The sequence below is a fragment of the Rhodoferax sp. genome (assembly GCF_012927445.1).
Classification (GTDB): Bacteria; Pseudomonadota; Gammaproteobacteria; order Burkholderiales; family Burkholderiaceae_C; genus Rhodoferax.
Genome location: NZ_JABBPD010000004.1, coordinates 913,177 through 934,629 on the forward strand (window position 1 = coordinate 913,177; position 21,453 = coordinate 934,629).

General features: G+C 62.5%; 19 protein-coding genes. 15 read left to right on the plus strand and 4 right to left on the minus strand.

Annotated features, from left to right (window positions below; genetic code table 11):
• Positions 1 to 119 precede the first annotated feature (119 nt).
• The 13 genes from HHJ17_RS09975 to ubiD all read left to right on the plus strand — a co-directional run bounded on the left by HHJ17_RS09975 (position 120) and on the right by ubiD (position 12,374).
• A complete protein-coding gene (locus HHJ17_RS09975) occupies positions 120 to 1,340 on the plus strand; it encodes a homoserine O-acetyltransferase (protein WP_296505675.1) in 1,221 nt (406 codons plus the stop codon).
• Positions 1,337 to 1,918 (plus strand): methionine biosynthesis protein MetW, encoded by a 582-nt coding sequence (gene metW, locus HHJ17_RS09980; RefSeq protein WP_296500771.1) that lies wholly within the window; start codon positions 1,337 to 1,339, stop codon positions 1,916 to 1,918. Before HHJ17_RS09975 ends, metW begins: the two co-directional genes overlap by 4 nt.
• A gap of 41 nt (positions 1,919 to 1,959) precedes the next feature.
• Complete coding sequence (gene chrA / locus HHJ17_RS09985; protein WP_296500770.1) at positions 1,960 to 3,369, plus strand: chromate efflux transporter; 1,410 nt, start codon at positions 1,960 to 1,962, stop codon at positions 3,367 to 3,369.
• 117 nt (positions 3,370 to 3,486) lie between these two features.
• Positions 3,487 to 4,284: a 2-oxo-tetronate isomerase gene (gene otnI, locus HHJ17_RS09990; protein ID WP_296500767.1), complete on the plus strand. Its 798-nt coding sequence runs from the start codon at positions 3,487 to 3,489 to the stop codon at positions 4,282 to 4,284.
• Between the two features lie 48 nt (positions 4,285 to 4,332).
• Complete coding sequence (locus HHJ17_RS09995; protein ID WP_296505676.1) at positions 4,333 to 5,820, plus strand: M20 family metallopeptidase; 1,488 nt, start codon at positions 4,333 to 4,335, stop codon at positions 5,818 to 5,820.
• Positions 5,821 to 5,844: 24 nt separating this feature from the next.
• Positions 5,845 to 6,681, plus strand: coding sequence for an alpha/beta hydrolase (locus HHJ17_RS10000; protein ID WP_296500763.1), 837 nt, complete (start codon positions 5,845 to 5,847; stop codon positions 6,679 to 6,681).
• 149 nt (positions 6,682 to 6,830) lie between these two features.
• Entirely contained in the window at positions 6,831 to 7,124 is a 294-nt protein-coding gene (locus HHJ17_RS10005; RefSeq protein WP_296500761.1) for a DUF2249 domain-containing protein, read from the plus strand.
• Positions 7,125 to 7,280: 156 nt separating this feature from the next.
• Positions 7,281 to 8,339, plus strand: coding sequence for a peptidase U32 family protein (locus HHJ17_RS10010; RefSeq protein ID WP_296500758.1), 1,059 nt, complete (start codon positions 7,281 to 7,283; stop codon positions 8,337 to 8,339).
• A 2-nt stretch (positions 8,340 to 8,341) separates the two neighbouring features.
• The gene (locus tag HHJ17_RS10015; protein ID WP_296500755.1) at positions 8,342 to 9,247 is read left to right on the plus strand and encodes a U32 family peptidase; all 906 of its coding nucleotides are present in this window, start codon (positions 8,342 to 8,344) and stop codon (positions 9,245 to 9,247) included.
• An 18-nt stretch (positions 9,248 to 9,265) separates the two neighbouring features.
• Positions 9,266 to 9,739, plus strand: coding sequence for an SCP2 sterol-binding domain-containing protein (locus HHJ17_RS10020; RefSeq protein WP_296500753.1), 474 nt, complete (start codon positions 9,266 to 9,268; stop codon positions 9,737 to 9,739).
• A gap of 18 nt (positions 9,740 to 9,757) precedes the next feature.
• Complete coding sequence (locus HHJ17_RS10025) at positions 9,758 to 10,228, plus strand: putative zinc-binding protein (RefSeq protein ID WP_296500751.1); 471 nt, start codon at positions 9,758 to 9,760, stop codon at positions 10,226 to 10,228.
• Positions 10,225 to 10,818: a UbiX family flavin prenyltransferase gene (locus HHJ17_RS10030; protein ID WP_296500749.1), complete on the plus strand. Its 594-nt coding sequence runs from the start codon at positions 10,225 to 10,227 to the stop codon at positions 10,816 to 10,818. The genes HHJ17_RS10025 and HHJ17_RS10030 overlap by 4 nt, the downstream gene beginning before the upstream one ends.
• Before the next feature lie 71 nt (positions 10,819 to 10,889).
• A complete protein-coding gene (ubiD, locus tag HHJ17_RS10035; RefSeq protein WP_296500747.1) occupies positions 10,890 to 12,374 on the plus strand; it encodes a 4-hydroxy-3-polyprenylbenzoate decarboxylase in 1,485 nt (494 codons plus the stop codon).
• 26 nt (positions 12,375 to 12,400) lie between these two features.
• On the opposite strand, the gene HHJ17_RS10040 is transcribed toward ubiD, so the two are convergent.
• The 4 genes from HHJ17_RS10040 to HHJ17_RS10055 form a co-directional block, all read right to left on the minus strand.
• Complete coding sequence (locus HHJ17_RS10040; protein WP_296500744.1) at positions 12,401 to 13,405, minus strand: alpha/beta fold hydrolase; 1,005 nt, start codon at positions 13,403 to 13,405, stop codon at positions 12,401 to 12,403.
• A gap of 158 nt (positions 13,406 to 13,563) precedes the next feature.
• Positions 13,564 to 15,309 carry a diguanylate cyclase gene (locus HHJ17_RS10045; protein ID WP_296500742.1) on the minus strand — a complete coding sequence of 582 codons (1,746 nt, stop codon included), beginning with the start codon at positions 15,307 to 15,309 and terminating at the stop codon, positions 13,564 to 13,566.
• Positions 15,310 to 15,609: 300 nt separating this feature from the next.
• A complete protein-coding gene (locus HHJ17_RS10050) occupies positions 15,610 to 16,368 on the minus strand; it encodes a 16S rRNA (uracil(1498)-N(3))-methyltransferase (protein ID WP_296500741.1) in 759 nt (252 codons plus the stop codon).
• 68 nt (positions 16,369 to 16,436) lie between these two features.
• The gene (locus HHJ17_RS10055; RefSeq protein WP_296505677.1) at positions 16,437 to 17,510 is read right to left on the minus strand and encodes a phosphotransferase; all 1,074 of its coding nucleotides are present in this window, start codon (positions 17,508 to 17,510) and stop codon (positions 16,437 to 16,439) included.
• 90 nt (positions 17,511 to 17,600) lie between these two features.
• Between HHJ17_RS10055 and HHJ17_RS10060 the strand changes: the two genes are divergently transcribed.
• Both HHJ17_RS10060 and HHJ17_RS10065 read left to right on the plus strand, forming a co-directional pair.
• Complete coding sequence (locus tag HHJ17_RS10060; protein ID WP_296500739.1) at positions 17,601 to 20,009, plus strand: LPS-assembly protein LptD; 2,409 nt, start codon at positions 17,601 to 17,603, stop codon at positions 20,007 to 20,009.
• Positions 20,010 to 20,016: 7 nt separating this feature from the next.
• Positions 20,017 to 21,372, plus strand: a complete 1,356-nt coding sequence (locus HHJ17_RS10065; protein ID WP_296500737.1) for a peptidylprolyl isomerase — start codon at positions 20,017 to 20,019, stop codon at positions 21,370 to 21,372.
• Positions 21,373 to 21,453: the final 81 nt, after the last annotated feature.

Here is a 21,453-nt window from a genome sequence, read left to right on the forward strand (position 1 = left end):
CGGCCACCGTCACTCCACCAGTAACCCGGCCCCGCATCTAGCGCTGCCGGGTTTATTTTTTTGAAACATTGCGGGACAGACCGCCGCCTGCGCAGCAGGCAAGCGCTGTCCTCCACCTTATGAACGTCACGCCACAGTCCATGCACTTTGCCACCGTCTTGCCTTTGCAAAGCGGCGCGTCACTGCGCGACTATTCATTGAGTTTCGAGACCTACGGCACGCTCAACGCCGACCAATCCAACGCGGTGCTGATCTGCCACGCCCTGAACGCCTCGCACCATGTGGCAGGCGTCTACGAGGGGCAGGACAAGTCCGAGGGCTGGTGGGACAACATGATTGGGCCGGGCAAGCCGCTCGACACCAACAAGTTCTTTGTCATCGGCGTCAATAACCTCGGTTCCTGCTTTGGTTCCACCGGCCCCATGCACACCAACCCGGACACCGGTCGGGTCTATGGCGCTGACTTCCCCGTGGTCACGGTCGAGGACTGGGTTGATGCCCAGGCCCGCTTGCTCGATGCGCTCGGCATCCAGACGCTGGCCGCCGTGATGGGCGGCTCGCTGGGCGGCATGCAGGCCCTGAGCTGGACGCTGCAATACCCGGACCGGGTGCGCCATGCCGTGGTGGTCGCCAGCGCCCCGAATCTGACGGCCGAGAACATTGCCTTCAACGAAGTGGCGCGCCGTGCCATCGTGACCGACCCGGATTTTCATGGCGGGCATTTTTACGAGCACGGCACCGTGCCGAAACGGGGCTTGCGCATTGCCCGCATGATTGGCCACATCACCTACCTCAGCGATGACGTGATGAACGAGAAGTTTGGCCGCCAGCTGCGCTCGGTAGTGAGCAAGGAGGCTGCCGCCGCGCCTGGCCGCCCCAAGCAAGGCACGACCCCCTCGGGGGGCAGCGCAGCACACGAAGTGGCCAGCGTGGGGGCCTATCTCTACAGCACGCAAGACGTCGAGTTTCAGATTGAGAGCTACCTGCGGTATCAAGGCGACAAGTTTGCCGAGTACTTTGACGCCAACACCTATTTGCTGATCACCCGGGCGCTCGACTACTTCGACCCGGCCCGCACCTACGGCGGCGACCTGAGCCACGCGCTGGCGCGGGCCAGCTGCAAATTCCTGCTGGTGAGTTTCACCACCGACTGGCGCTTTGCCCCCAAACGCAGCCGCGAGATCGTCAAGGCCTTGCTCGACAACCGACGCGACGTGAGCTACGCCGAGATTGACGCCCCCCACGGCCATGATGCCTTTTTGCTCGATGACCCCCGTTACATGGGCGTAGTAAGCTCTTATTTTGATAGCATAGCCAAAGAAGTGGGAGCCAGATCATGACGGATGCCACGACCATGGACGCGATTGCCCGGCTGGTGCCGGAAGGTTCGCGCGTGCTGGACCTGGGCTGCGGCGACGGCGCCATGCTGGCGCACCTGCAGCAGACGCGCGGCTGCACCGGCTACGGCATCGAGATTGATGACGCCAACGTGCTGGCCTGCGTCCAGCGCGGCGTCAACGTCATTCAGCTCAATCTGGACGAAGGGCTGGACCTGTTTGCCGATGCCTCGTTCGACGTCGTGCTGCAAATCGACACCCTGCAACACCTGCGCAACGCCGAGGTGATGCTGCGCGAAACGGTGCGCGTCGGTCGCGTCGGCATCGTCGCCTTTCCCAACTTCGCCCACTGGCCGAACCGGCTGAGCGTGCTGCGCGGCCGCATGCCGGTGACGCGCCGCCTGCCCTACCAGTGGTATGACACGCCCAACATCCGGGTCGGCACCCACGCCGACCTGGCGCTGCTAGCGCTGCGCAGCGGCCTGAAGGTACTCGACAGCTTTGGCATGCAGGATGGCCGCAGCATGCGCTTCTGCCCCAACTTATTGGCGGGCACCTCGGTCTATACCTTGTCGCGCTAACGCACGGTATGGCGACCTCAAGCCGCCCTGGAGACACGTTGATGAACTCGCCTCTTTCCCGTGACGCCGCAGCGGGCCGTCCCGGCCAGCCGTCGGCCCCTGCCGTGTCATTTTTTGACGCCCTCAAGTTCTGGCTCCGACTCGGCTTCATCAGCTTCGGTGGCCCGGCCGGTCAGATTGCCATCATGCACCGCGAGCTGGTGGAAGAAAAACGCTGGATCTCCGAGGGGCGCTTCCTGCATGCGCTCAACTACTGCATGCTGTTGCCCGGCCCGGAGGCGCAACAACTGGCCACCTACATCGGCTGGCTGATGCACCGCAGCTGGGGCGGCTTGGTGGCGGGCGGCTTGTTTGTGCTGCCCTCGCTGTTCATCCTGATCGGCCTGAGCTGGGTCTATGTGGCCTTTGGCAGCGTGCCGTGGGTCGCGGGGCTGCTGTACGGCATCAAACCGGCGGTGGCGGCGATTGTGTTGCAAGCGGTGCACCGCATTGGCTCAAAAACATTGAAGAAACCGACTGTAGCCCCCGTATTATGGACGGTAGCAGCTCTTAGTTTCATAGCAATTGCCTTTCTGAATGTGCCTTTCCCGTGGGTCGTGCTGGCGGCGGCGCTGACCGGCTGGCTGGGTCAGCGCTGGGTGCCCCGGCAATTTGCGGCCGGTGGCGGCCATGGCGCGTCCCAGGCGCACGGTGCAACGCCCCGCCCAGCCCTGCTCGACGATGACACCCCCACACCGCCGCACGCCCGCTTCAAAAGATCCCGGCTGGCGACGGTGCTGGCGGTCGGCGCGGTGCTCTGGTTGTTGCCCATGGGAGCGCTCATCGCCTGGCAGGGCTGGACCGGCGCCCTCACGCAAATGGGCTGGTTCTTCACCAAGGCGGCGCTGCTGACCTTTGGCGGCGCTTATGCCGTGCTGCCCTATGTCTACCAGGGCGGGGTGGAGCAGTTTGCCTGGCTGACCGGGCCGCAGATGATGGACGGCCTCGCCTTGGGCGAAACCACGCCCGGCCCACTGATCATGGTGGTGGCGTTTGTCGGCTTTCTGGGTGGCTGGCGCCAACAGGTGCTGGGGCCGGAGACGCTGTTTCTGGGGGCCGCGCTGGCCGCGTTGGTGGTGACCTGGTTTACCTTTTTGCCGTCCTTTGTCTTCATTCTGGCGGGTGGCCCGCTGGTGGAATCGACCCACGGCAAGCTGCAGTTCACCGCGCCGCTCACGGCCATCACGGCGGCGGTGGTCGGGGTGATTGCCAGTCTTGCTCTGTTTTTTATAGTGCACATTGCATACAAGACGGGGGCTACGGGCCTATTTGGTTTAAACATCGACGGGATGGCGTTGCTTCTGGTGGCGTTGGCGGCGCTGGCACTGCTGCGGTACAAACAAGGCGTGATTCCGGTGATTACCGGCTGCGCTTTGGCCGGACTGGCCCTGCGGCTGGCCGGTTGGGCCTGACCTCAACCGGGCGGTGTTCGCGCGTATTTTTCCTTGCTTATCATGGCCCACTGAACCCATCACAACCACCGACATCGACAACCTGCGCCCACTCGTTGGCGCCCGCTGCTGAACCCTATGCCTCAATTTGCTGCCAATTTGACCCTGCTGTACCCCGAGCTGGATTTTCTGGACCGTTTTGCCGCCGCCGCCCACGACGGCTTCACGGCAGTCGAGTACCTGTTTCCTTATGCCTATGCACCGCGCGAACTGCGCAGTCGCCTCCAGGCCCACGGCTTGCAACAGGTGCTGTTCAATGCCCCGCCCGGCGACTGGGCGGGCGGCGAGCGCGGGCTGGCCTGTCTGCCCGGACGGGAAGCCGAGTTCCGCGCCAGCATCGGCCAGGCGCTCGACTACGCGGCCCAACTGGACTGCCCGCGCATTCATGTGATGGCCGGCTTGCTGCCGGCGGGCGACGAGCGCGAGGCGCTTTACCCCACGTACCGCGACAACCTGCGCTGGGCGGCGCGCGAGGCTGAGCAACAGGGCATTGAACTGCTGATCGAACCCATCAACACGCGCGACATCCCGCGCTTTTTCCTGAACCGCCAGGACCACGCGCACGACATCATCCAGGACGTGGGCGCGCCCAACCTCAAGGTGCTGATGGACCTGTACCACTGCCAGGTGGTGGAAGGCGATGTGGCGATGAAACTGCGCCACTACCTGCCGACCGGCCGGGTCGGCCATATTCAGATTGCCGGCGTGCCCGAACGGCACGAGCCGGATGTGGGCGAGTTGTATTACCCCTATCTGTTCTCCGTGCTGGACGCGCTGGGCTACGCCGGCTGGGTGGGTTGTGAATACCGACCGTCACGCGGCCTGCAAGCCGGCGGCACTTCCGCCGGACTGGGCTGGCGCCCGTCTTCTCGCTGACGTGGCATGATCTTGCGAAAATTGGATGAACTGCCCCAGGAGTTTTGCATGAATGACCGAATCCCCGCCGCCACATTGAATGCGGCACAAGCCCTGGACGAGGTCAGCCGCGCCTGGGATGACGATATCGTCCACCGGCTGGAAGACTACATCCGGATTCCGGCCAAGTCGCCCGCGTTTGACGCCGATTGGGCGAAAAACGGCTTTATCGACACCGCGCTGTGGGACGCGGCGACCTGGGTCATGGCGCAGAAGGTGGACGGCCTGACACTGGAGATCGTCCGGCTGGAAGGCCGCACGCCGGTGCTGTTTTTTGAAGTCGCGGCCTGCAGCGGCGCCACCGCGGCGGCGCCGGAAAAAGTCGCGTCCCAGCAAACCGTGCTGATGTACGGCCACCTCGACAAGCAACCCGAATTCACCGGCTGGCGCAGCGACCTCGGGCCCTGGACCCCCAAGTACGAAGACGGCAAACTGTACGGCCGCGGCGGCGCCGATGACGGCTACGCGGTCTATGCCAGCATTGCCGCGATTCAGGCGCTGAAAAGCCAACACCTGGCGCACCCGCGCATCGTCGGCCTGATCGAGACCTGTGAAGAAAGCGGCTCCTACGACTTGCTGCCCTACATCGAGGCCCTGCGGCCCCGCCTGGGCGAGGTGGCGCTGGTCATCTGCCTGGACTCCGGCGCCGGCAACTACGACCAGCTCTGGCTCACCAGCAGCCTGCGCGGCATGGCCAGCGGCGTGCTGAAGGTCGAAATCCTGACCGAAGGCGTGCATTCGGGCGATGCCAGCGGCCTGGTGCCGTCCAGTTTTCGCATCATGCGTCAGGTGCTGGACCGGCTGGAAGACAGCGCCACCGGCCGTCTGCTGCCCAGTTCGTTTCATTGCGAGGTGCCGGCCGACCGGCTGCTGCAGGCCAAGGCGACCGCGGCGATCCTGGGTGATGAACTCTACAAGCGCTTTCCATGGGCGCACTACGACTGTGGCGGCGCCACCGCCTTTGCCCTGCCCACCACCACCGACCCCTTGCAGGCCCTGCTCAACCGTACCTGGAAACCAACGCTCAGCGTGACCGGCGCCGAGGGCTTGCCCGACTTCAAAAATGCCGGCAACGTGCTGCGGCCTTACACCGCGTTCAAGCTCAGCCTGCGCTTGCCGCCGTTGATTGACGCCGCGGTGGCGGTGCAGCAACTCAAGGTCTTACTGGAAGACAACGCGCCGTACCAGGCCCGCGTCACCTTTGAAGGCGAAGGCAGCGCCACCGGCTGGAACGCGCCCAGCACCGCGCCCTGGTTCGAGCAGGCGCTGAATACCGCATCGCAAGCCTACTTTGGCGCACCCTGCGGCTACATCGGCCAAGGCGGCACCATCCCGCTGATGAGCATGCTGTCCAAAGGCTTTCCGAACGCGCAAATGATGGTCTGCGGCGTGCTTGGCCCCAAGAGCAACGCGCACGGACCGAACGAGTTTTTGCATGTGCCGTACGCCAAGAAACTGACCGCAGCGGTGGCCCAGGTGATTGCCCAAATTCCTTGAAATCGCCCGCGCGTTGAGACCCGGATGGACAGCACGCTCACCACGTTTATCGCCCTGGATGGCGACAACCTGGCGCTCCAGGACTGGCCGCTGGAGCCGGGCGTCCCCTTGCGGGGCGTCGTCTTGCTGGTGCACGGTCTGGGTGAACATGCCGGCCGTTATGACCACGTTGCCCGTCGACTCAACGACTGGGGTTTTGCGGTGCGGGGCTATGACCAGCATGGCCATGGCGAGTCGGACGGGCGGCGCGGCGGCCTGCCCAGCGACACCCGCTTGCTGGACGACCTGGCCGATATCGTCGACAGCACCCGCGCTCGCATGGCGCCCAGCACTCCGTTGATTTTGCTGGGGCACAGCCTGGGCGGACTGGTCGCGGCGCGCTTTGTGTCGCTGGCCTTGCGCCCGGTGCAAGCGCTGGTGCTGTCCTCACCGGCGTTCGACCCGGGGCTCAATGCCGTGCAAAGGTTATTGCTGGCGGTGTTGCCGAAAATCGCGCCCAATTTGCGGGTCGGAAACGGACTGGACCCGTCGCTCCTGTCCCATGACCCGGCCGTCGTGGCCGCTTACCGTGCGGACCGACTGGTGCATGACCGCATTTCCGGCCGCCTCGCCCGCTTCATGGCAAACAGCGGGCCGGCCACACTGGCGCTGGCCCCCACCTGGACCGTGCCGACCCTGCTGCTGTACGCCGGCGCCGATCAACTGGTCAACCCGGCCGGCAGCCGCGCCTTTGCGGCAGCGGCCCCGAAAGCGGTGGTGAGTTCACGCTGCTTTGAGGCGCTGTACCACGAGCTCTTTAACGAACTCCAAGCCGCACCCGTTTTTGCCGAACTCAAGCAGTGGCTTGACGCCCGGTTTTAAGGTTTCTGCGCGCAGCTGACCGGGCGCCCCGCCCTCCGCGCTGTGTAACGCCACACCGCTGCCGCTAAAGATTTATTCAGCATATTGCTTTTACTGGCGCGAGCGGTTACAGTAAACAGGCATTATTTATACATCTTTAAAGGCACCCCATGTCCGACTCCATGACCAGCACCATTGATCTGCGCCAGATTGCGCCGCCCGCGCGGCATGCCTTGATCTTCAGCCGCTTCGAAGCCCTGCTGCCGGGCCAGGCACTGGAACTGATTAACGACCACGATCCCCAGCCCCTCAATGCGCAATTCCAGTTGCGTTCGCCCGGACTTTTTAGCTGGTCTTACCTGGAACAAGGTCCGCAGGTATGGCGTGTCGCGATCGGCAAAAGTGCCAAGGCCGCGAGCGTGTCTTCCGGCAGTTGCTGCTCCGGCGGCGCTTGTTGCGGCTGATGCCCGCATAGTCCGCTTGAGGTCATTTAACGACGATGCTTGACCTACATCAGCGGACTGGCCGGTGAGGTCTGATACCTTCGCCGCATGAAAGTTTGTCGGCATCGTGGCCGGCAACGACACACCTGCTACAGGTGGCACATTCCCAAGCCCAAGATGAATACTCTCGCCGATAGTTCGCTCGCGCCCCCGCTGGCTGCCGCAGTTACTCCGTCCATGGAACTGGTCTGCCCGGCCGGCAGCCTGCCCGCCCTCAAAGCCGCGGTTGACCATGGTGCCGACTGCGTGTATCTGGGCTTTCGCGATGCCACCAATGCCCGCAACTTTGCCGGCCTCAATTTTGATGAAGCGGCGATCAACACCGGAATTCGCTACGCGCACGACCGCGGCCGCAAAGTGCTGGTGGCCCTCAACACCTACCCACAGGCGGCCAGTCCGCAGGTATGGCGCAGTGCCATCGACCGCGCCGCCGACAGCGGTGTCGACGCGGTGATTCTGGCGGACCCCGGCTTGATGGCCTATGCCGTCAAGCATCACCCGAATTTGCGCTTGCATTTGTCGGTGCAGGGTTCCGCCACCAATTACGAGGCCATCAACTTCTACCATCAACACTTTGGCGTGGCCCGTGCCGTGCTGCCGCGCGTGCTGTCGATGACCCAGGTGGAGCAGGTACTGGAAAAAACGCCGGTAGAAATTGAAGTCTTTGGCTTTGGCAGCCTGTGCGTCATGGTCGAGGGGCGCTGTGCCCTCTCAAGCTACGTCACCGGCGAAGCCCCCAACACCAACGGCGTGTGTTCACCACCCAAAGCCGTGCGCTGGGTGGAGACGCCCCAGGGGCGCGAGTCGCGCCTGAACGGCGTGCTGATCGACCGCTACGCCGCAGGCGAAAACGCCGGGTATCCGACACTGTGCAAAGGGCGCTTTGATGTCGGCGATGAAAAAAACTACTACGCCATTGAAGAGCCCACCAGCCTCAACACGCTCTCCTTGCTGCCGCAACTGATGGCCATGGGCGTGCGCGCCATCAAGATTGAGGGGCGCCAGCGCAGCCCGGCCTATGTGGCGCAAGTCACCAAGGTATGGCGCGAAGCCATCGACAACTGCCGCGACAACCCGCACCGCTACTCCGCCAAGCCGACCTGGATGAGCGATCTGGACAAGGTCGCCGAAGGACAACAACACACGCTCGGCGCCTATCACCGGCCATGGAAATAAAAATGAAACTTGCTTTAGGACCGCTGCTGTATTACTGGCAACGCGATGCCGTGTTCCGCTTTTACGAAGCCATCGCTGCCACACCGGTGGACATTGTTTATCTTGGCGAGACCGTGTGCTCACGCCGCCACGAGTTGCGCCTGGCCGACTGGCTCAACATTGCCGGGCAGCTGCGCGCGGCGGGCAAAGAGGTGGTGCTGTCAACGCAGGTGCTGATCGAATCGGGGGCCGATGTGACGGTGCTGCACAAAATTGCGGCCAATGGCGAGTTCATGGTCGAGGCCAATGACATGGGCGCGGTGCATTGCCTGGAGGGCAAGGTGCCTTTTGTCGCCGGGCCGCACCTCAATATCTACAACGTGCCCACGCTGGCGTGGCTCTCGGGGCTGGGCATCGCACGCTGGGTGATGCCGCTGGAAATGGGGCGTGACGATCTGGCACTGATGCAGCAGGGTCGCCCGCCAGGGGTAGCGACGGAAGTCTTTGCTTATGGCCGCATGCCGCTGGCGTTTTCAGCGCGCTGCTTTACCGCGCGCCACCGCAATCTGCCCAAGGATGACTGCCAGTTCAGCTGCTTGGACCATGCCGACGGCCTGATGATGCGCACGCGCGAAAACGAAGGTTTTCTGGTGCTCAACGGCACACAAACCCAGTCCGCCAAGGTCTATAACTTGCTGCCGGAACTGGACGCCATGCAGGCCATGGGCGTCGATGTGGTGCGCATCAGCCCGCAGTCGCAGCACACCGCCGAAATCATCAACTTGTTCCATGGCGTGCTAACCCAACAAACCACCGTTGTGGATGCCATGCAAGCCATGGCGGGACTGATGCCGGATCAAGCCTGCAACGGTTACTGGTACGGCAAACCCGGGCTGGAGCAGCTGCTGCCGCAGCCTGCGCACGCCTGACAACTCAAGGATTTACCCATGCAAGCAACGCCTTATATGCTGCCCCAACCCGTGGGCAGCCTCTTGTCCCGCCTGCCCGCTTATCCGGGTTCGCTGTTGTTTGTGGCTGGTTTGAATCTGGCGCTGGCCCGGATGCTAGCGCCCGATGTCACCCACCTGCTGCTGGGCAAAAAGCTGCGCCTGCGCGTGACCGATGCGCAGTGGGCTTTTGACTTTGAATGGATCAACGGCCGCTTTGCCGCCTGCCAGAACAAGGGTACGGCCGACCTGACGATCAGCGCCAGTGCTTATGACTTTGTCTTGCTGGCACGGCGCCAGGAAGACCCGGACACGCTGTTCTTCAGCCGCCGCCTGTCCATGGAGGGCGACACCGAACTGGGTTTGCTGGTCAAAAATACGCTGGATGCAATCGAGCTGCCGGTACTCAATCTTGAGCAGTTCAAACCGGCGCAAGTGCTGGCGCGGCTGAAGGCCAGGCTGGCGCCCCGTTGAAGTAACCCGCGTTATTTCGTGCGCCCTGACAAACACAATTTGCCGCTGGTGTATTCCTGCTCGGGGTGCTCCAGCGCCGCACAGCTGGCCAATCATGTGGCCCTGCAGTTGGACCGGCTCGGCGTGGCGGAAATGTCATGCATTGCCGGGGTCGGCGGTGACGTGCCTTACCTGTTGAAGATCGCCCATTCCGGGCGGCCGATTGTGGCGCTGGACGGCTGTCCGTTGGCCTGCGTCAAGAGCTGCCTGTCGCGCCACGGCATTGAGGCCGATCGCCATTACCAGTTGAACCAGTATGGCGTGAAGAAGCGGTACCACGCCGACTTTGACTTAGACGAGGCCGAGGCCGTGATCAGCCAGGTCATGAGCGATCTGAAGACGCCGTGGCCGCTCCGGGCAGACAAGACCCCAGGCCAGCCCACGAAGCTACCAGCTCGTCCGCCCGTGAGCGGTGCCCTTTCGGTGGACCCGGCGTCCCTGTGCAAATGACGCACGCCGCTCCGCCAAAGCGGATCATTGTTGCCATCTCTGGCGCCAGTGGGGCGGTGTACGGCGTTCGCCTGCTGCAAGTCTTGCGTGACCTGGGCCAGGTGCAAACTCACGTAACGATTTCCGATGCCGGCCTGTTGAATCTGCAGCAGGAGCTCGACATGAGCCGCGCCCAGGTCGAGGCTTTGGCCGATGTCGCGTACCCGGTGCGCGAAGTCGGTGCCGCGATTGCCAGCGGCTCCTTTCAGTGTGACGGCATGGTGGTGGCGCCGTGCTCCATGCGCATGCTGGCGGCGGTGGCGCATGGTTTGTCCGACAACCTGATGGCGCGCGCCGCCGATGTGATGCTGAAAGAACGGCGCCGCCTGATTTTGATGGTGCGCGAGACGCCCTTGAACCTGGCGCACTTGCGCAACATGACCAGCGTGACCGAAATGGGCGGCCTCATTTTCCCGCCGGTGCCGAGTTTTTATCACCGGCCGCAAACCCTGGCCGACATGGTCGACCACACCGTGAGTCGGGTCGTCGATTTGTTAGGGCTACCGCAACCCCAGGCACCGCGCTGGCATGGTCTGCCGGCCGCAGACTAAACGTAGGAAATGCATGCACGCGCTGGTCATTTCCATTCTCATTGCACGATCAAATTTACAGAAGGTTCCACATGGCCTACCGTGACCTGCGGGACTTCATTGCCCAGTTGGAGCAATTGGGTGAACTCAAGCGCGTCAGCGCCGAGGTCTCACCGCATCTGGAGATGACCGCCTTGTGCGACCGCACCCTGCGCGCCGGTGGCCCGGCCTTGCTGTTCGAGAACCCCACCGGCCATCGCATGCCGGTGTTGGGCAATCTGTTTGGTACCACGCGCCGCGTCGCGCTCGGCATGGGCGTGAATGATGTCAGTGAGTTGCGCCAGTTTGGCCACGTGCTGGCCATGCTCAAGGAACCCGAAGCGCCCAAAGGCTTCAAGGACTTGATGGGCTTGGGCGCGATGGTGAAAACATTGTGGAACATGGCCCCCAAAGAACTGCGCAGCGCTGCCTGTCAGGAGGTGGTGTGGGAAGGTGCGGACGTCGACCTGGCCCGCCTGCCGGTTCAGCATTGCTGGCCCGGTGATGTGGCGCCGCTTATCACCTGGGGTCTGGTGATTACCCAAGGCCCGCACAAGGCGCGGCAAAACCTGGGCATTTACCGCCAGCAGGTGCTGGCGCGCAACAAGGTCATCATGCGCTGGCTGCCGCAGCGTGGTGGCGCACTGGATTTTCGGGAACACGGCGCACTGCACCCCGGCCAGCCGTATCCGGTGTGCGTCGCGCTGGGTGCTGACCCAGCCACCATTCTGGGCGCAGTAACGCCGGTGCCCGACAGTCTGTCGGAATACCAGTTCGCCGGGCTGCTGCGCGGCAGCCGCACCGAGCTGGTCAAGGCCTTGGGCAGCGAGTTGCGGGTGCCCGCCTCGGCGGAGATCGTGCTGGAGGGGCACATCTACCCCGATGCCGCACACAGCAGCGGCTTCGAGCATGCGCTGGAAGGTCCGTACGGCGATCACACCGGTTATTACAACGAACAGGCTGCGTTTCCGGTGTTCACCATCGACCGCATCACATCGAGGCGCGAGCCGATCTACCACTCCACCTACACCGGCAAGCCGCCGGACGAGCCGGCCATGTTGGGGCTGGCCCTGAATGAGTTGTTTGTGCCGCTGCTGCAACGCCAGTACCCCGAGATCACCGACTTTTACCTGCCGCCCGAGGGCTGCAGTTACCGCATGGCGGTGGTCAGCATCAAGAAGTCCTACCCCGGCCACGCCCGGCGCGTCATGTTTGGCATCTGGAGTTATCTGCGCCAGTTCATGTACACCAAGTTCATCGTGGTGGTGGATGACGACATCAACATTCACGACTGGCCCGATGTGATCTGGGCCATCACCACCCGGATGGACCCGACGCGCGACACCCTGCTGGTGGACAACACCCCCATCGACTACCTCGACTTCGCCTCGCCCGTCAGCGGGCTGGGCAGTAAGATGGGCATGGACGCCACCAACAAATGGCCGGGCGAGACCAGCCGCGAGTGGGGCCGCCCGATGAAAATGAGCCCCGATGTCACCGCCAAAGTGGAGCAGGTCTGGCAGACGCTGGGGCTGTGACGGGGCTGGCCTGAAAACCCAGGCAGTCAGCGCCTCGTGAAGGCACCCGTATTCAGGAACGCGTCATCCTGGTAGACCCGGGCCAGCAGCAGGCTGAAAGCGGCAAGGCGGTCCGGCGCGGTCGCGTGCAGCACCCCCTGATTCTGCAGGATCGTGATCAGTTTGATCGGCGACACGTGCTTGTCACCCACGATCTCGACATGACCAGCACGTTCCTCTACCCGGTGTGTTCGGGCATCGGTTTCCACCAGCAGACTGCGCTGCTCGGCCAGCGAAAACACATCATCCGCTTGCAGGCAACGGCCGTCTTTCTCGCGGCGGCAACTGCCCCGCTCGTCGGTGTCGATCTTCAGGTAGCGGCTGACTTGCGGCACCAGTGCGCCAGGCTCGCGGATGAAGCGCGAAGAGTCGGTGATATCCGCCCACTTGGCCCCTGTCGCCAGGTAGCAACTGGCCGGCAGCAAGCCCAACGTGAGCGGGTACAGCCAGGTCTTGCCGCAGGTTTGAGCCGCCGCAATGCCCGCAAAGGGGCCCGAGATGGTCACCAAGCGCAGATCGGTCTGGCCAGCCGGTGGCGGCGGCGTGAGCGCGAGTTCGGTGAGTGACTTGCGGGCGACCAGCGCACCCTGGCTGTGTCCGATCACGGTGATTTGCGGTGCGCGGGTTTGCGCGGCGAGTAGATCGACGGCGCGCCGCAAATCAGTCGCGCTGCGCGTGAGTTCGGCGCGGTCGTCATAGGTGAAGCAGGCACTCTGCTGGCCATTGAACGCCAGCACCTGGGCCAACCCCCGGAATTGACCGGCAGAGCCGAAGCAACCATGTACCAGCACGTTCACCGGTTGACTGGAATCCAGACGCAGACTGCGGTCCGGATTGTCGGTGCAGGGCCCGAGGCCGGGAATGTTGAGGGTGACGTCGACGGCGGGCAGACGTCCAGGCTCAATCTCGAAATAGGCGGCGTCCAGCGGTTCTCGCGTGGCACAGCCGCCGAGCAGAACGAGAACAGTGATCAACGCGGCCATTCGCCTCATGACAGACCTTGTAACGGAAAAGTAAATTGACAATTTGAAGGCATGACGGTGAATGAGCAGTGAAGGGATGCCGAAGGACTGAGAACTGTTTTCGATGATATAGCGATCGAAGCAGATGCGCCATGAACTGGACTTGGCGCGGGTGCCTTGAAGAGGCTCTACGCGTCGGCGTCTTGGCGCGGCAGCGCCTGCTCTTTCATCGCGGCGATGAAAAACTGGAAATTGTTGCGCCCAACTTTCTTGGCCAGGTACATCGCGGTGTCGGCGTACTTGATCAGGTCATCGGACTGTTCGCTGTCGGCCGGATAAAGACTGATACCGACACTGACGGTAACGGTGATTTCGTGCCCATCGAGCAGCATCGGCCGGGACAGGGAGTCGATGATTTTTTGCGCGACATAGGGGACATCGTCGGTATTGGCGATGGATTCGAGGATGACGGTAAATTCGTCGCCTCCCAGGCGCGCCACCGTGTCGTCCTCGCGCACGCAGGTGGTGAGGCGCTGCGCCACCACCTGCAATAACTGGTCGCCAACGTGATGTCCCAGTGTGTCGTTGATCTGCTTGAACTTATCGAGGTCGAGGAACATCACAGCCACCTTTTCCCGGTTGCGGTGGGCGTGGGCGATGGCGTGGCGCAACCGTTCGACAAACAGCGCGCGGTTGGGCAAGCCGGTGAGCCCGTCGTGGTTAGCGAGGAAAATCATCTCCTCTTCCGTTGCCTTGCGTTTGGTGATGTCGGAGAAGACGCCGACATAATGGGTGACGTTGCCGTCATCATTCCTGACGGTATTGATGGTGAGCCATTCTGGGTAAATTTCCCCGTTGCGGCGCCGGTTCCAGATTTCTCCCCGCCAGTGGCCGGCGACACCAAGATCTTCTCGCATCTTGCGATAAAAACCTTCATCGTGCTTGCCGGAAGACAGAATGGCCGGGGTCTTGCCGATCACCTCGTGCGCCAGGAAGCCGGTAATCTGCGTAAAAGCCGGGTTGACCGATTCGATGACGTTGTCGGCGTTGGTGATCATGATGCCCTCGAACGTGCTCTCGAACACTTTGGCAGCCAAGCGCTGGTGCTGCTGGGAAATCGCCAGGCTGTGCTCGCGCTCCTTGAGCGTTTCGCGCAACTGCTGGACGTAGTCGTGCTCAATGCTCGCCAACAGGTCGGCGAAAGTAACCAGCCCCAGCAGTTTGCCGTCGCTGCCGCTGACGCCGAGGTGGCGAATGTGTTTCTCCAGAAACAGATTTCGCGCGTGATACAGGCTGGCATCACTGGGAACGCAAATGAGCGGCCGACTGGCCAGATCGCCGACGCTGGCGAGCGGCTTGTCACCGCTGATCAGGCGCACAACGTCGCGCTCGGTGAGAATGCCGTACGAACCATCCGAGTATTCCGTGATGATCGCATCGAGCTGGCCGGTGCGCATGTTTTTCACCGCTTCGCCCAACGGGGCTGTGTCCGGGATGATCGGGTACCGGCGATTCAGCACCGATGTCACTTCACGCAAGGAAATGTAATATTCGATTCCCTGGCTGATCACAACATCGGTCTGGGTGACGATGCCTTTATGCACGCCGTTATCGTCGACCGCGAGGAAATGGCGAACCTTTTCCTCGCGAAAGCGCAGCGCCGCCTCGCCAACGCCTGTTTTGACATGGATGGTTTTGACCGGCGAGGTCATGTGCTGCGCGATGGGGGAATGGAAGGTCTGCGGGCTGGACATGTCCAGCGCCAGCGCATCCTGTTCGGTCCAGATGCCGACGATGGCGCCATCCTTGGCCACCAGAATCGAACTACAGCGGGCCTCCATCATGCGCTGCGCCGCCTCGGACAACAGGGTTTCCGGGGCGCAAGTAAGAACATGGGGGTGAATGATTCGTTCGATAGTGATGTCGGCGGGCATGGGCTAGTCTCCGACAGTACCGGTTGTGTTCTTGTATCTCATCATGGCTCTTTAATTTTTTTCAAGGATACACCTTCGCCAGCGGTCAAAACATGGCTGTCGCGCACGATGGCAACGCGGAAATTTGCACCCTGCTGAAACCGTATTCGAAGGTGCGATCGCACGCAAACGCGCCACGCTTTTGGCCGGTACCGGGCCGACTCTGCCAACATGCAGGAATGGAGTGCCGAGTCGCACCTGGAAATTGATCAGGCCCGGCTGAGATGCCTCTGCACAGGGAGCCCGCGACGGGTGCAGCCGCTACACCAGCAACGCCGCCAAGGCGCACAAGGCGGCGGTTTCAGCGCGCAGCACGCGCGGCCCCAGCGTGACCGGCGCAAAGCCGCTGGCCAGGGCCATCTCTTCTTCCGCGTTGCTCAAGCCGCCCTCGGGGCCTGACAGGAAGGTGATGGCGGCGTCCTTGTCCCCGGCACTCTGGTCGACGCCGCTGACGGTGGCCCGCAAGCCCTGGGTGCCCGGCCGCAGGGACAAGAGGAAAGCCGGGCCGGTGGTGGCGGCGGTCTGCGCTTTGGTCCAGGCGGCAAAACCCATCACCTCATGAATCACCGGCACCCGGTTGCCGCCACATTGCTCGCAGGCGGCCACGGCCACGCTTTGCCAGTGCGCCACTTTTTTCTCGGCGCGCTCGCCACTGAGGCGCAGCACGCTGCGTTCCGTCATCAAGGGCTGAATGCTGGCCACGCCGAGTTCGGTGGCTTTTTCCACCAGCCAGTCCATGCGGTCGTTGGCCGGCATGCCCACGGCCAGATGCACGGCACGGGCGGCTTCGCGCTCGACCGGGTGGTGACTGCCGACCTGCACCTGCACGTCGCTGCGCCCCATGCGCGTCACGGTGGCATCGAACTCGCCCGCACGGCCCGCCTGGCCGGACCCGCCATTGAACAGCGTGATGCTGTCGCCGGGTTGCAGCCGCAGCACCTGCACGTGGCGGGCGGCGCCGGCCGGCAACTCCAGCAGCGCACCGGGGACGAGAGGTGTAGGACAGTAAAAACGGGGCATACGGAGTTATTGCTATTAAAGTAATAGCTGCTTACGCAGATAGTACGGAGGCTAGAGCCCGATTTATCTTAAATTTTACCAAAAGAATAGCCGTTGGCGACCTCGATGCCTTCGACCCGCTCAATCAAGCGCAACAGCGGCTTGAGTTCACGGTAACGCTCGCAGGTGGCGCGGATGTAACGGATGAAACGCGGCGTATCGGCCAGATACTGCGGCTTGCCGTCGCGCAGCGTGAGCCGGGCAAAAATGCCGGCCACTTTCAAGTGGCGCTGCAGGCCCATCCATTCGACGCCCTTGTAAAACTCGCCAAAGTCGTCGCCCACCGGCAGACCGGCCTTGCGCGCCTTGTCCCAGTAACGGATGGTGATGTCGAGGCAAAAGTCCTCGTCCCAGCTCAAGAAGGCGTCGCGCATCAGGCTGGCAATGTCGTAGGTGATGGGGCCGTACACCGCGTCCTGGAAGTCCAGCACCCCCAACGGAGGGCCGACCATCAAGTTGCGCGGCATGAAGTCGCGATGCACATAAACGCTGGGCCAGGCCAGGTTGTGTTCAATGATGTGCTTGAAAGCGTCATCCAGCGTGCGGCGTACGTCGCCTTCAACCGCCACGCCCTTGTGGCGCGCCAGATACCAGTCGGGAAACAGTGCCAGCTCACGCCGCAGCAGCGCTTCATCGTAGGGCGGCAAGACCCCCGGGGTGGAGGCGGTTTGCCAGGCAATCAGCGCATCCACCGCCTGCAGGTACAGGCCTTGGTTCGCCGAGGCGTTGTCTCGGTCGATCGCTTGCATCATGGTCTGGGCGCCGAGGTCTGTCAGCAGCATGAAGCCTTTGCCCTCATCCCACGCCAGCACCTGCGGCCCATGCACCTGGGCCGCAGCCATCAACTGGGCGACTTTGGCAAAGGGGCGGCAGTCTTCCTGGTCAGGCGGCGCGTCCATGATGATGCGACTGCCCTGTGCCGAATCGACCCGGAAGTAACGCCGGAAACTGGCGTCGGCCGAGGCGCTGCGCACGGTGTCAATGAATAAACCGTGGGTGGGCACCTGCTGGGTTAACCAGGCGTTGAAATCCGCCGCGCGCTGCGCGTCAGTCCAGACGGGGGCTGTGAATAATGTGGGTTCGGGGGCGTTGGCTTGGCTCATGGATAATCTATTCTACAAACCCGAAAGCTCCGGCTTTCGTTTTCAACCTGATCCCTCGTCCGAGACTGCCCCTTCCCGATGCGCTTTTTGATGCACAACCTGAAACACAGGGCGTCCCTTCTTCGTCTGATTCGAAGCCCAGTCGCCCTGGTGGCCTGGGCTTTGCTGCACGGGACGTCGCTTTATGCCCAAGTGGCGCCGGCCGGACCTGTGTTGCCGTTGACACCAGAAGAGAGCCCGATCCCGCTCCAAAGCAGCCCGTTGCTGCAAGATCAGATTCCCAACACGTCGCGCAGCGCCTTGCCCACCTTCATTTACAGCGACAGCCTGACGGGACGCCCAGACCTGGAAACCGTGCTGGAAGGCAATGCCGTGCTGCGCCGTGGCGACATGGTGATCAAGGCTGACCGACTGGAGTACGACCAGCCGACGGACCTGGCCAAAGCCACAGGCCAGGTGCGCATCAACCGGGCCGGCAATGTGTATGAGGGGCCGCTGCTGGAGCTCAAACTCGACTCCTTCGAAGGGTTTTTCAATGAGCCGCGCTACTACTTTCTCAAGAACGATTCGCATGGCGACGCCGACCGGGTCGACTTCATTGATGACCAACGGGCCGTTATCCATAACGCCACGCTGACGACCTGCCGCCGTTTGCCGGGCCCGGACTGGCTGCCGGACTGGATTCTGCGCGCCAACACCATTCGCATGGACAACGAGGAAGACGTGGGGACGGCAGAAGGGGCGGTGCTGAGCTTCAAACGGGTGCCCGTGTTGCCGATCCCCTACATCACGTTCCCATTGAGCGACAAGCGCAAATCCGGCTTGATGCCGCCAACGCTGGGCGTGGACAACGTCAACGGCGTGGAGGTGTCCATGCCCTACTACTGGAATATCGCCCCGAACCGGGACGCCACCTTCACCCCGACCGTCATGAGCAAGCGTGGCGTGAGTCTGGGCAGCGAGTTTCGTTACCTGGAAGCGGACTATGCCGGCCAGTTGCGGCTGGATCTGATGCCAGTCGACCAGTTGCGCGACAGCAATCGCTGGGCCATGGGCTACCAGCATCAGACAACGCTCCGAAACAGTCTGATCAGTCAGCTCACCGATAACGGCATGGCCCTCAACCTCAACCTGAACCGGGTGAGTGATGACAATTACTGGAAGGACTTCAGCCGCAGTTCGACCTCCCTGACTCAGCGCTTATTGGCCAATGACGCCACATTGTCCTGGACCAATGGCTATTTTTCGAGCAGTGTGCGCACGCTCAAGTGGCAGACCATCCAGGATGTCACGGCCCCCATCATTCCGCCTTATGACCGCTTGCCCCAACTGGCCACGCGCTACGCCCGCATCGACGACAACGGGTTTGACTACTCGGTGGACGCCGATTACACCCAGTTTCAGGCGGACAGCATGCTCACGCGGCAGCCCAATGCGCAACGGGCTTTTTCCTTGATGCAGGTGAGTCGCCCCTTTATTGGACCCGCCGGATTTATCACACCGAAGCTGCAGCTGCATGCCGCCAGCTACCAATTTGACACGCCGTTGACGAACGGGAACAACTCAGCCAGCCGCGTGGTGCCGACCCTCAGTCTGGACAGTGGCCTGGTGTTTGAGCGTGATGCCAGTTATTTTGGCAAGGATTTTCGCCAAACGCTCGAGCCCCGGGCTTTTTACGTCAACACGCCGTACCGCGACCAGCGCCTGCTGCCGATTTACGACTCCGGTGCCAGCGACTTCAATTTCGCCACCATCTACACCGAAAATGCCTTCGTCGGCAATGACCGCATTTCTGACAGCAATTTGCTGACGCTCGGGGTCACCACGCGTCTGCTGAATCCGGATACCGGCGCCGAGGCGGCACGTTTTGGCATTGCGCAGCGACTGCGCTTCGCCGACCAGAATGTCACCATGCCGGGAGGCGCGCCGGTGACCGACCGGATCAGCGATATCTTGCTGGGCGCATCGGTCAACTGGGACCCCAAATGGGCCTTTGACTCCACCGTGCAGTTCAACCCGACCACGGAGAAGTCGGTGCGCTCCTCCGTCGGGGCCCGCTACAACCCGGGCAACTACCGGGTGGTGACGGCGGCCTACCGCTACCAGCGCGATCTCAGTGAACAGGTTGACGTGGGCTGGCAGTGGCCGCTCAATGACCTGTGGGGTGACCGGGGGCAAAACCTGGGCGCGGGACGGGGCCAGGGCGAAGGGCGCTGGTACAGCGTGGGTCGTCTCAATTACAGCCTGCAAGAGCGCAAGCTGGTCAACTCGGTGATCGGCTTTGAGTACGATGCAGGTTGTTGGCTCGGTCGTGCGGTCCTGGAGCGGCTCCAGACCAGCACCTCGACAGCCAGTCAGCGCATCATGTTCCAACTTGAGTTTGTCGGGTTTACCCGCTTGGGCGTCAACCCCTTGCAGACATTGAAAGACAATATTCCAAATTACCAATTCCTGCGAGAGCAAACCAGCCCTCCCAGCCGTTTCAGCAATTACGAATAATTCCATCATGAACAAACGCCTTCTGGCCCTGAGCGTGGCCATTCTCGCCACCCTGACTTCGCAGGCCCAGAGCTTGCGACCTTCTGCGGGTGCCAGTGTTGTCCCGCCACTCACGCGCACCCAGCCCGAGGCGCCCCATCAGGCCGACTTCATCGTGGCCGTGGTCAATTCCGAACCGATCACCAACAACGAAGTCCGCCTCGAACTGCAGCGTGTGTTGCAACAACTGGCGCAGCAGCGCCGGCCCCAGCCCGACAGCAAAGAACTGGCGCGTCAGGTGCTGGAACGACTCATCAACGAAAAAGCCCAACTGCAGTTGGCCCGCGAATCGGGGATTCGCGTGGACGATGCGGCCGTTGACCAGGCCGAGCAGAACATCGCGCGTCAAAACCAGATGGATGTCGCCGAATTGCACCGTCGCGTGGTGAAGGATGGGGTGGTGCTCAGCCAGTTCCGCGCCCAGTTGCGGGATCAGCTCATGCTGACGCGACTGCGTGAACGCGACGTGGAACCCCGCGTGCGGGTCTCGGATCTGGAAGTGGACCAATACCTGCGGGATCAAAAGAACAGCGATCCCGCAACGCTGCAAGTCAATCTGGCCCAGATCCTGGTGGCCGTGCCGGATGCAGCCAGCCCGGTGCAGATTGCGGCCTTGAAAGCCAAAGCACAACGCGCACTGGACCGTGCCCGCGCCGGCGAAGATTTTGTCACCCTGGTGCGTGAATTCTCCGATGCGGCTGACAGCGCCACCGGCGGCCAGTTGGGCTTGCGCACAACCGACCGCTACCCACCACTGTTCATTGAGGCGACGCAAAACCTCGGCGCTGGCGCGGTTTCGCAACTGGTGCGCTCGGGCGCTGGTTTTCACATCCTCAAAGTGCTGGAGAAAAGTCGTTCCGGGATGCCCGCCATGACCGTGACGCAAAGCCGGGCACGCCATATCTTGTTGCGCGTCAGCCCCCAATTGAGCGAAGCCGCTGCCCGCAGCAAACTCAGCGAATTCAAGAAGCGCCTGGTGGCGGGACAAGCTGACTTTGCGACCTTGGCCCGCGACAACTCGCAGGACGGAAGTGCCGCACAGGGCGGCGACTTGGGCTGGGCCAATCCGGGCATGTTTGTGCCCGAGTTTGAGGAAGTCATGAACCGGCTGACACCAGGCCAGATCAGCGATCCGCTGGTATCACGCTTTGGCGTGCATTTGATCCAGTTGACCGAGCGCCGCAACGCCACCTTAAGCCCGCGCGAGCAGCGCGAGACCGTGCGCGCCCTGTTGCGCGAGAAGAAGCTGGATGAAACTTATGCCACTTGGGCGCAGGACCTGCGTGGTCGCGCCTATGTGGAAATGCGTGCTCCCCCCCAATAAAAATATATCACCCCCACGCTTGCCACTTCGTGTGCCGCGCTGCCCCCCCGAGGGGGCCGTGCCTTGCTTGGGGCGGCCCGG

What these genes read in the sequence shown, in the direction of transcription:
- HHJ17_RS09975 (WP_296505675.1), top strand. Translation starts at nt 120, where the DNA reads ATGAACGTCACGCCACAGTCCATGCACTTTGCCACCGTCTTGCCTTTG.
- metW (WP_296500771.1), top strand. Translation starts at nt 1,337, where the DNA reads ATGACGGATGCCACGACCATGGACGCGATTGCCCGGCTGGTGCCGGAA.
- chrA (WP_296500770.1), top strand. Translation starts at nt 1,960, where the DNA reads ATGAACTCGCCTCTTTCCCGTGACGCCGCAGCGGGCCGTCCCGGCCAG.
- otnI (WP_296500767.1), top strand. Translation starts at nt 3,487, where the DNA reads ATGCCTCAATTTGCTGCCAATTTGACCCTGCTGTACCCCGAGCTGGAT.
- HHJ17_RS09995 (WP_296505676.1), top strand. Translation starts at nt 4,333, where the DNA reads ATGAATGACCGAATCCCCGCCGCCACATTGAATGCGGCACAAGCCCTG.
- HHJ17_RS10000 (WP_296500763.1), top strand. Translation starts at nt 5,845, where the DNA reads ATGGACAGCACGCTCACCACGTTTATCGCCCTGGATGGCGACAACCTG.
- HHJ17_RS10005 (WP_296500761.1), top strand. Translation starts at nt 6,831, where the DNA reads ATGTCCGACTCCATGACCAGCACCATTGATCTGCGCCAGATTGCGCCG.
- HHJ17_RS10010 (WP_296500758.1), top strand. Translation starts at nt 7,281, where the DNA reads ATGAATACTCTCGCCGATAGTTCGCTCGCGCCCCCGCTGGCTGCCGCA.
- HHJ17_RS10015 (WP_296500755.1), top strand. Translation starts at nt 8,342, where the DNA reads ATGAAACTTGCTTTAGGACCGCTGCTGTATTACTGGCAACGCGATGCC.
- HHJ17_RS10020 (WP_296500753.1), top strand. Translation starts at nt 9,266, where the DNA reads ATGCAAGCAACGCCTTATATGCTGCCCCAACCCGTGGGCAGCCTCTTG.
- HHJ17_RS10030 (WP_296500749.1), top strand. Translation starts at nt 10,225, where the DNA reads ATGACGCACGCCGCTCCGCCAAAGCGGATCATTGTTGCCATCTCTGGC.
- ubiD (WP_296500747.1), top strand. Translation starts at nt 10,890, where the DNA reads ATGGCCTACCGTGACCTGCGGGACTTCATTGCCCAGTTGGAGCAATTG.
- HHJ17_RS10040 (WP_296500744.1), bottom strand. Translation starts at nt 13,405, where the DNA reads ATGAGGCGAATGGCCGCGTTGATCACTGTTCTCGTTCTGCTCGGCGGC.
- HHJ17_RS10045 (WP_296500742.1), bottom strand. Translation starts at nt 15,309, where the DNA reads ATGCCCGCCGACATCACTATCGAACGAATCATTCACCCCCATGTTCTT.
- HHJ17_RS10050 (WP_296500741.1), bottom strand. Translation starts at nt 16,368, where the DNA reads ATGCCCCGTTTTTACTGTCCTACACCTCTCGTCCCCGGTGCGCTGCTG.
- HHJ17_RS10055 (WP_296505677.1), bottom strand. Translation starts at nt 17,510, where the DNA reads ATGAGCCAAGCCAACGCCCCCGAACCCACATTATTCACAGCCCCCGTC.
- HHJ17_RS10060 (WP_296500739.1), top strand. Translation starts at nt 17,601, where the DNA reads ATGCACAACCTGAAACACAGGGCGTCCCTTCTTCGTCTGATTCGAAGC.
- HHJ17_RS10065 (WP_296500737.1), top strand. Translation starts at nt 20,017, where the DNA reads ATGAACAAACGCCTTCTGGCCCTGAGCGTGGCCATTCTCGCCACCCTG.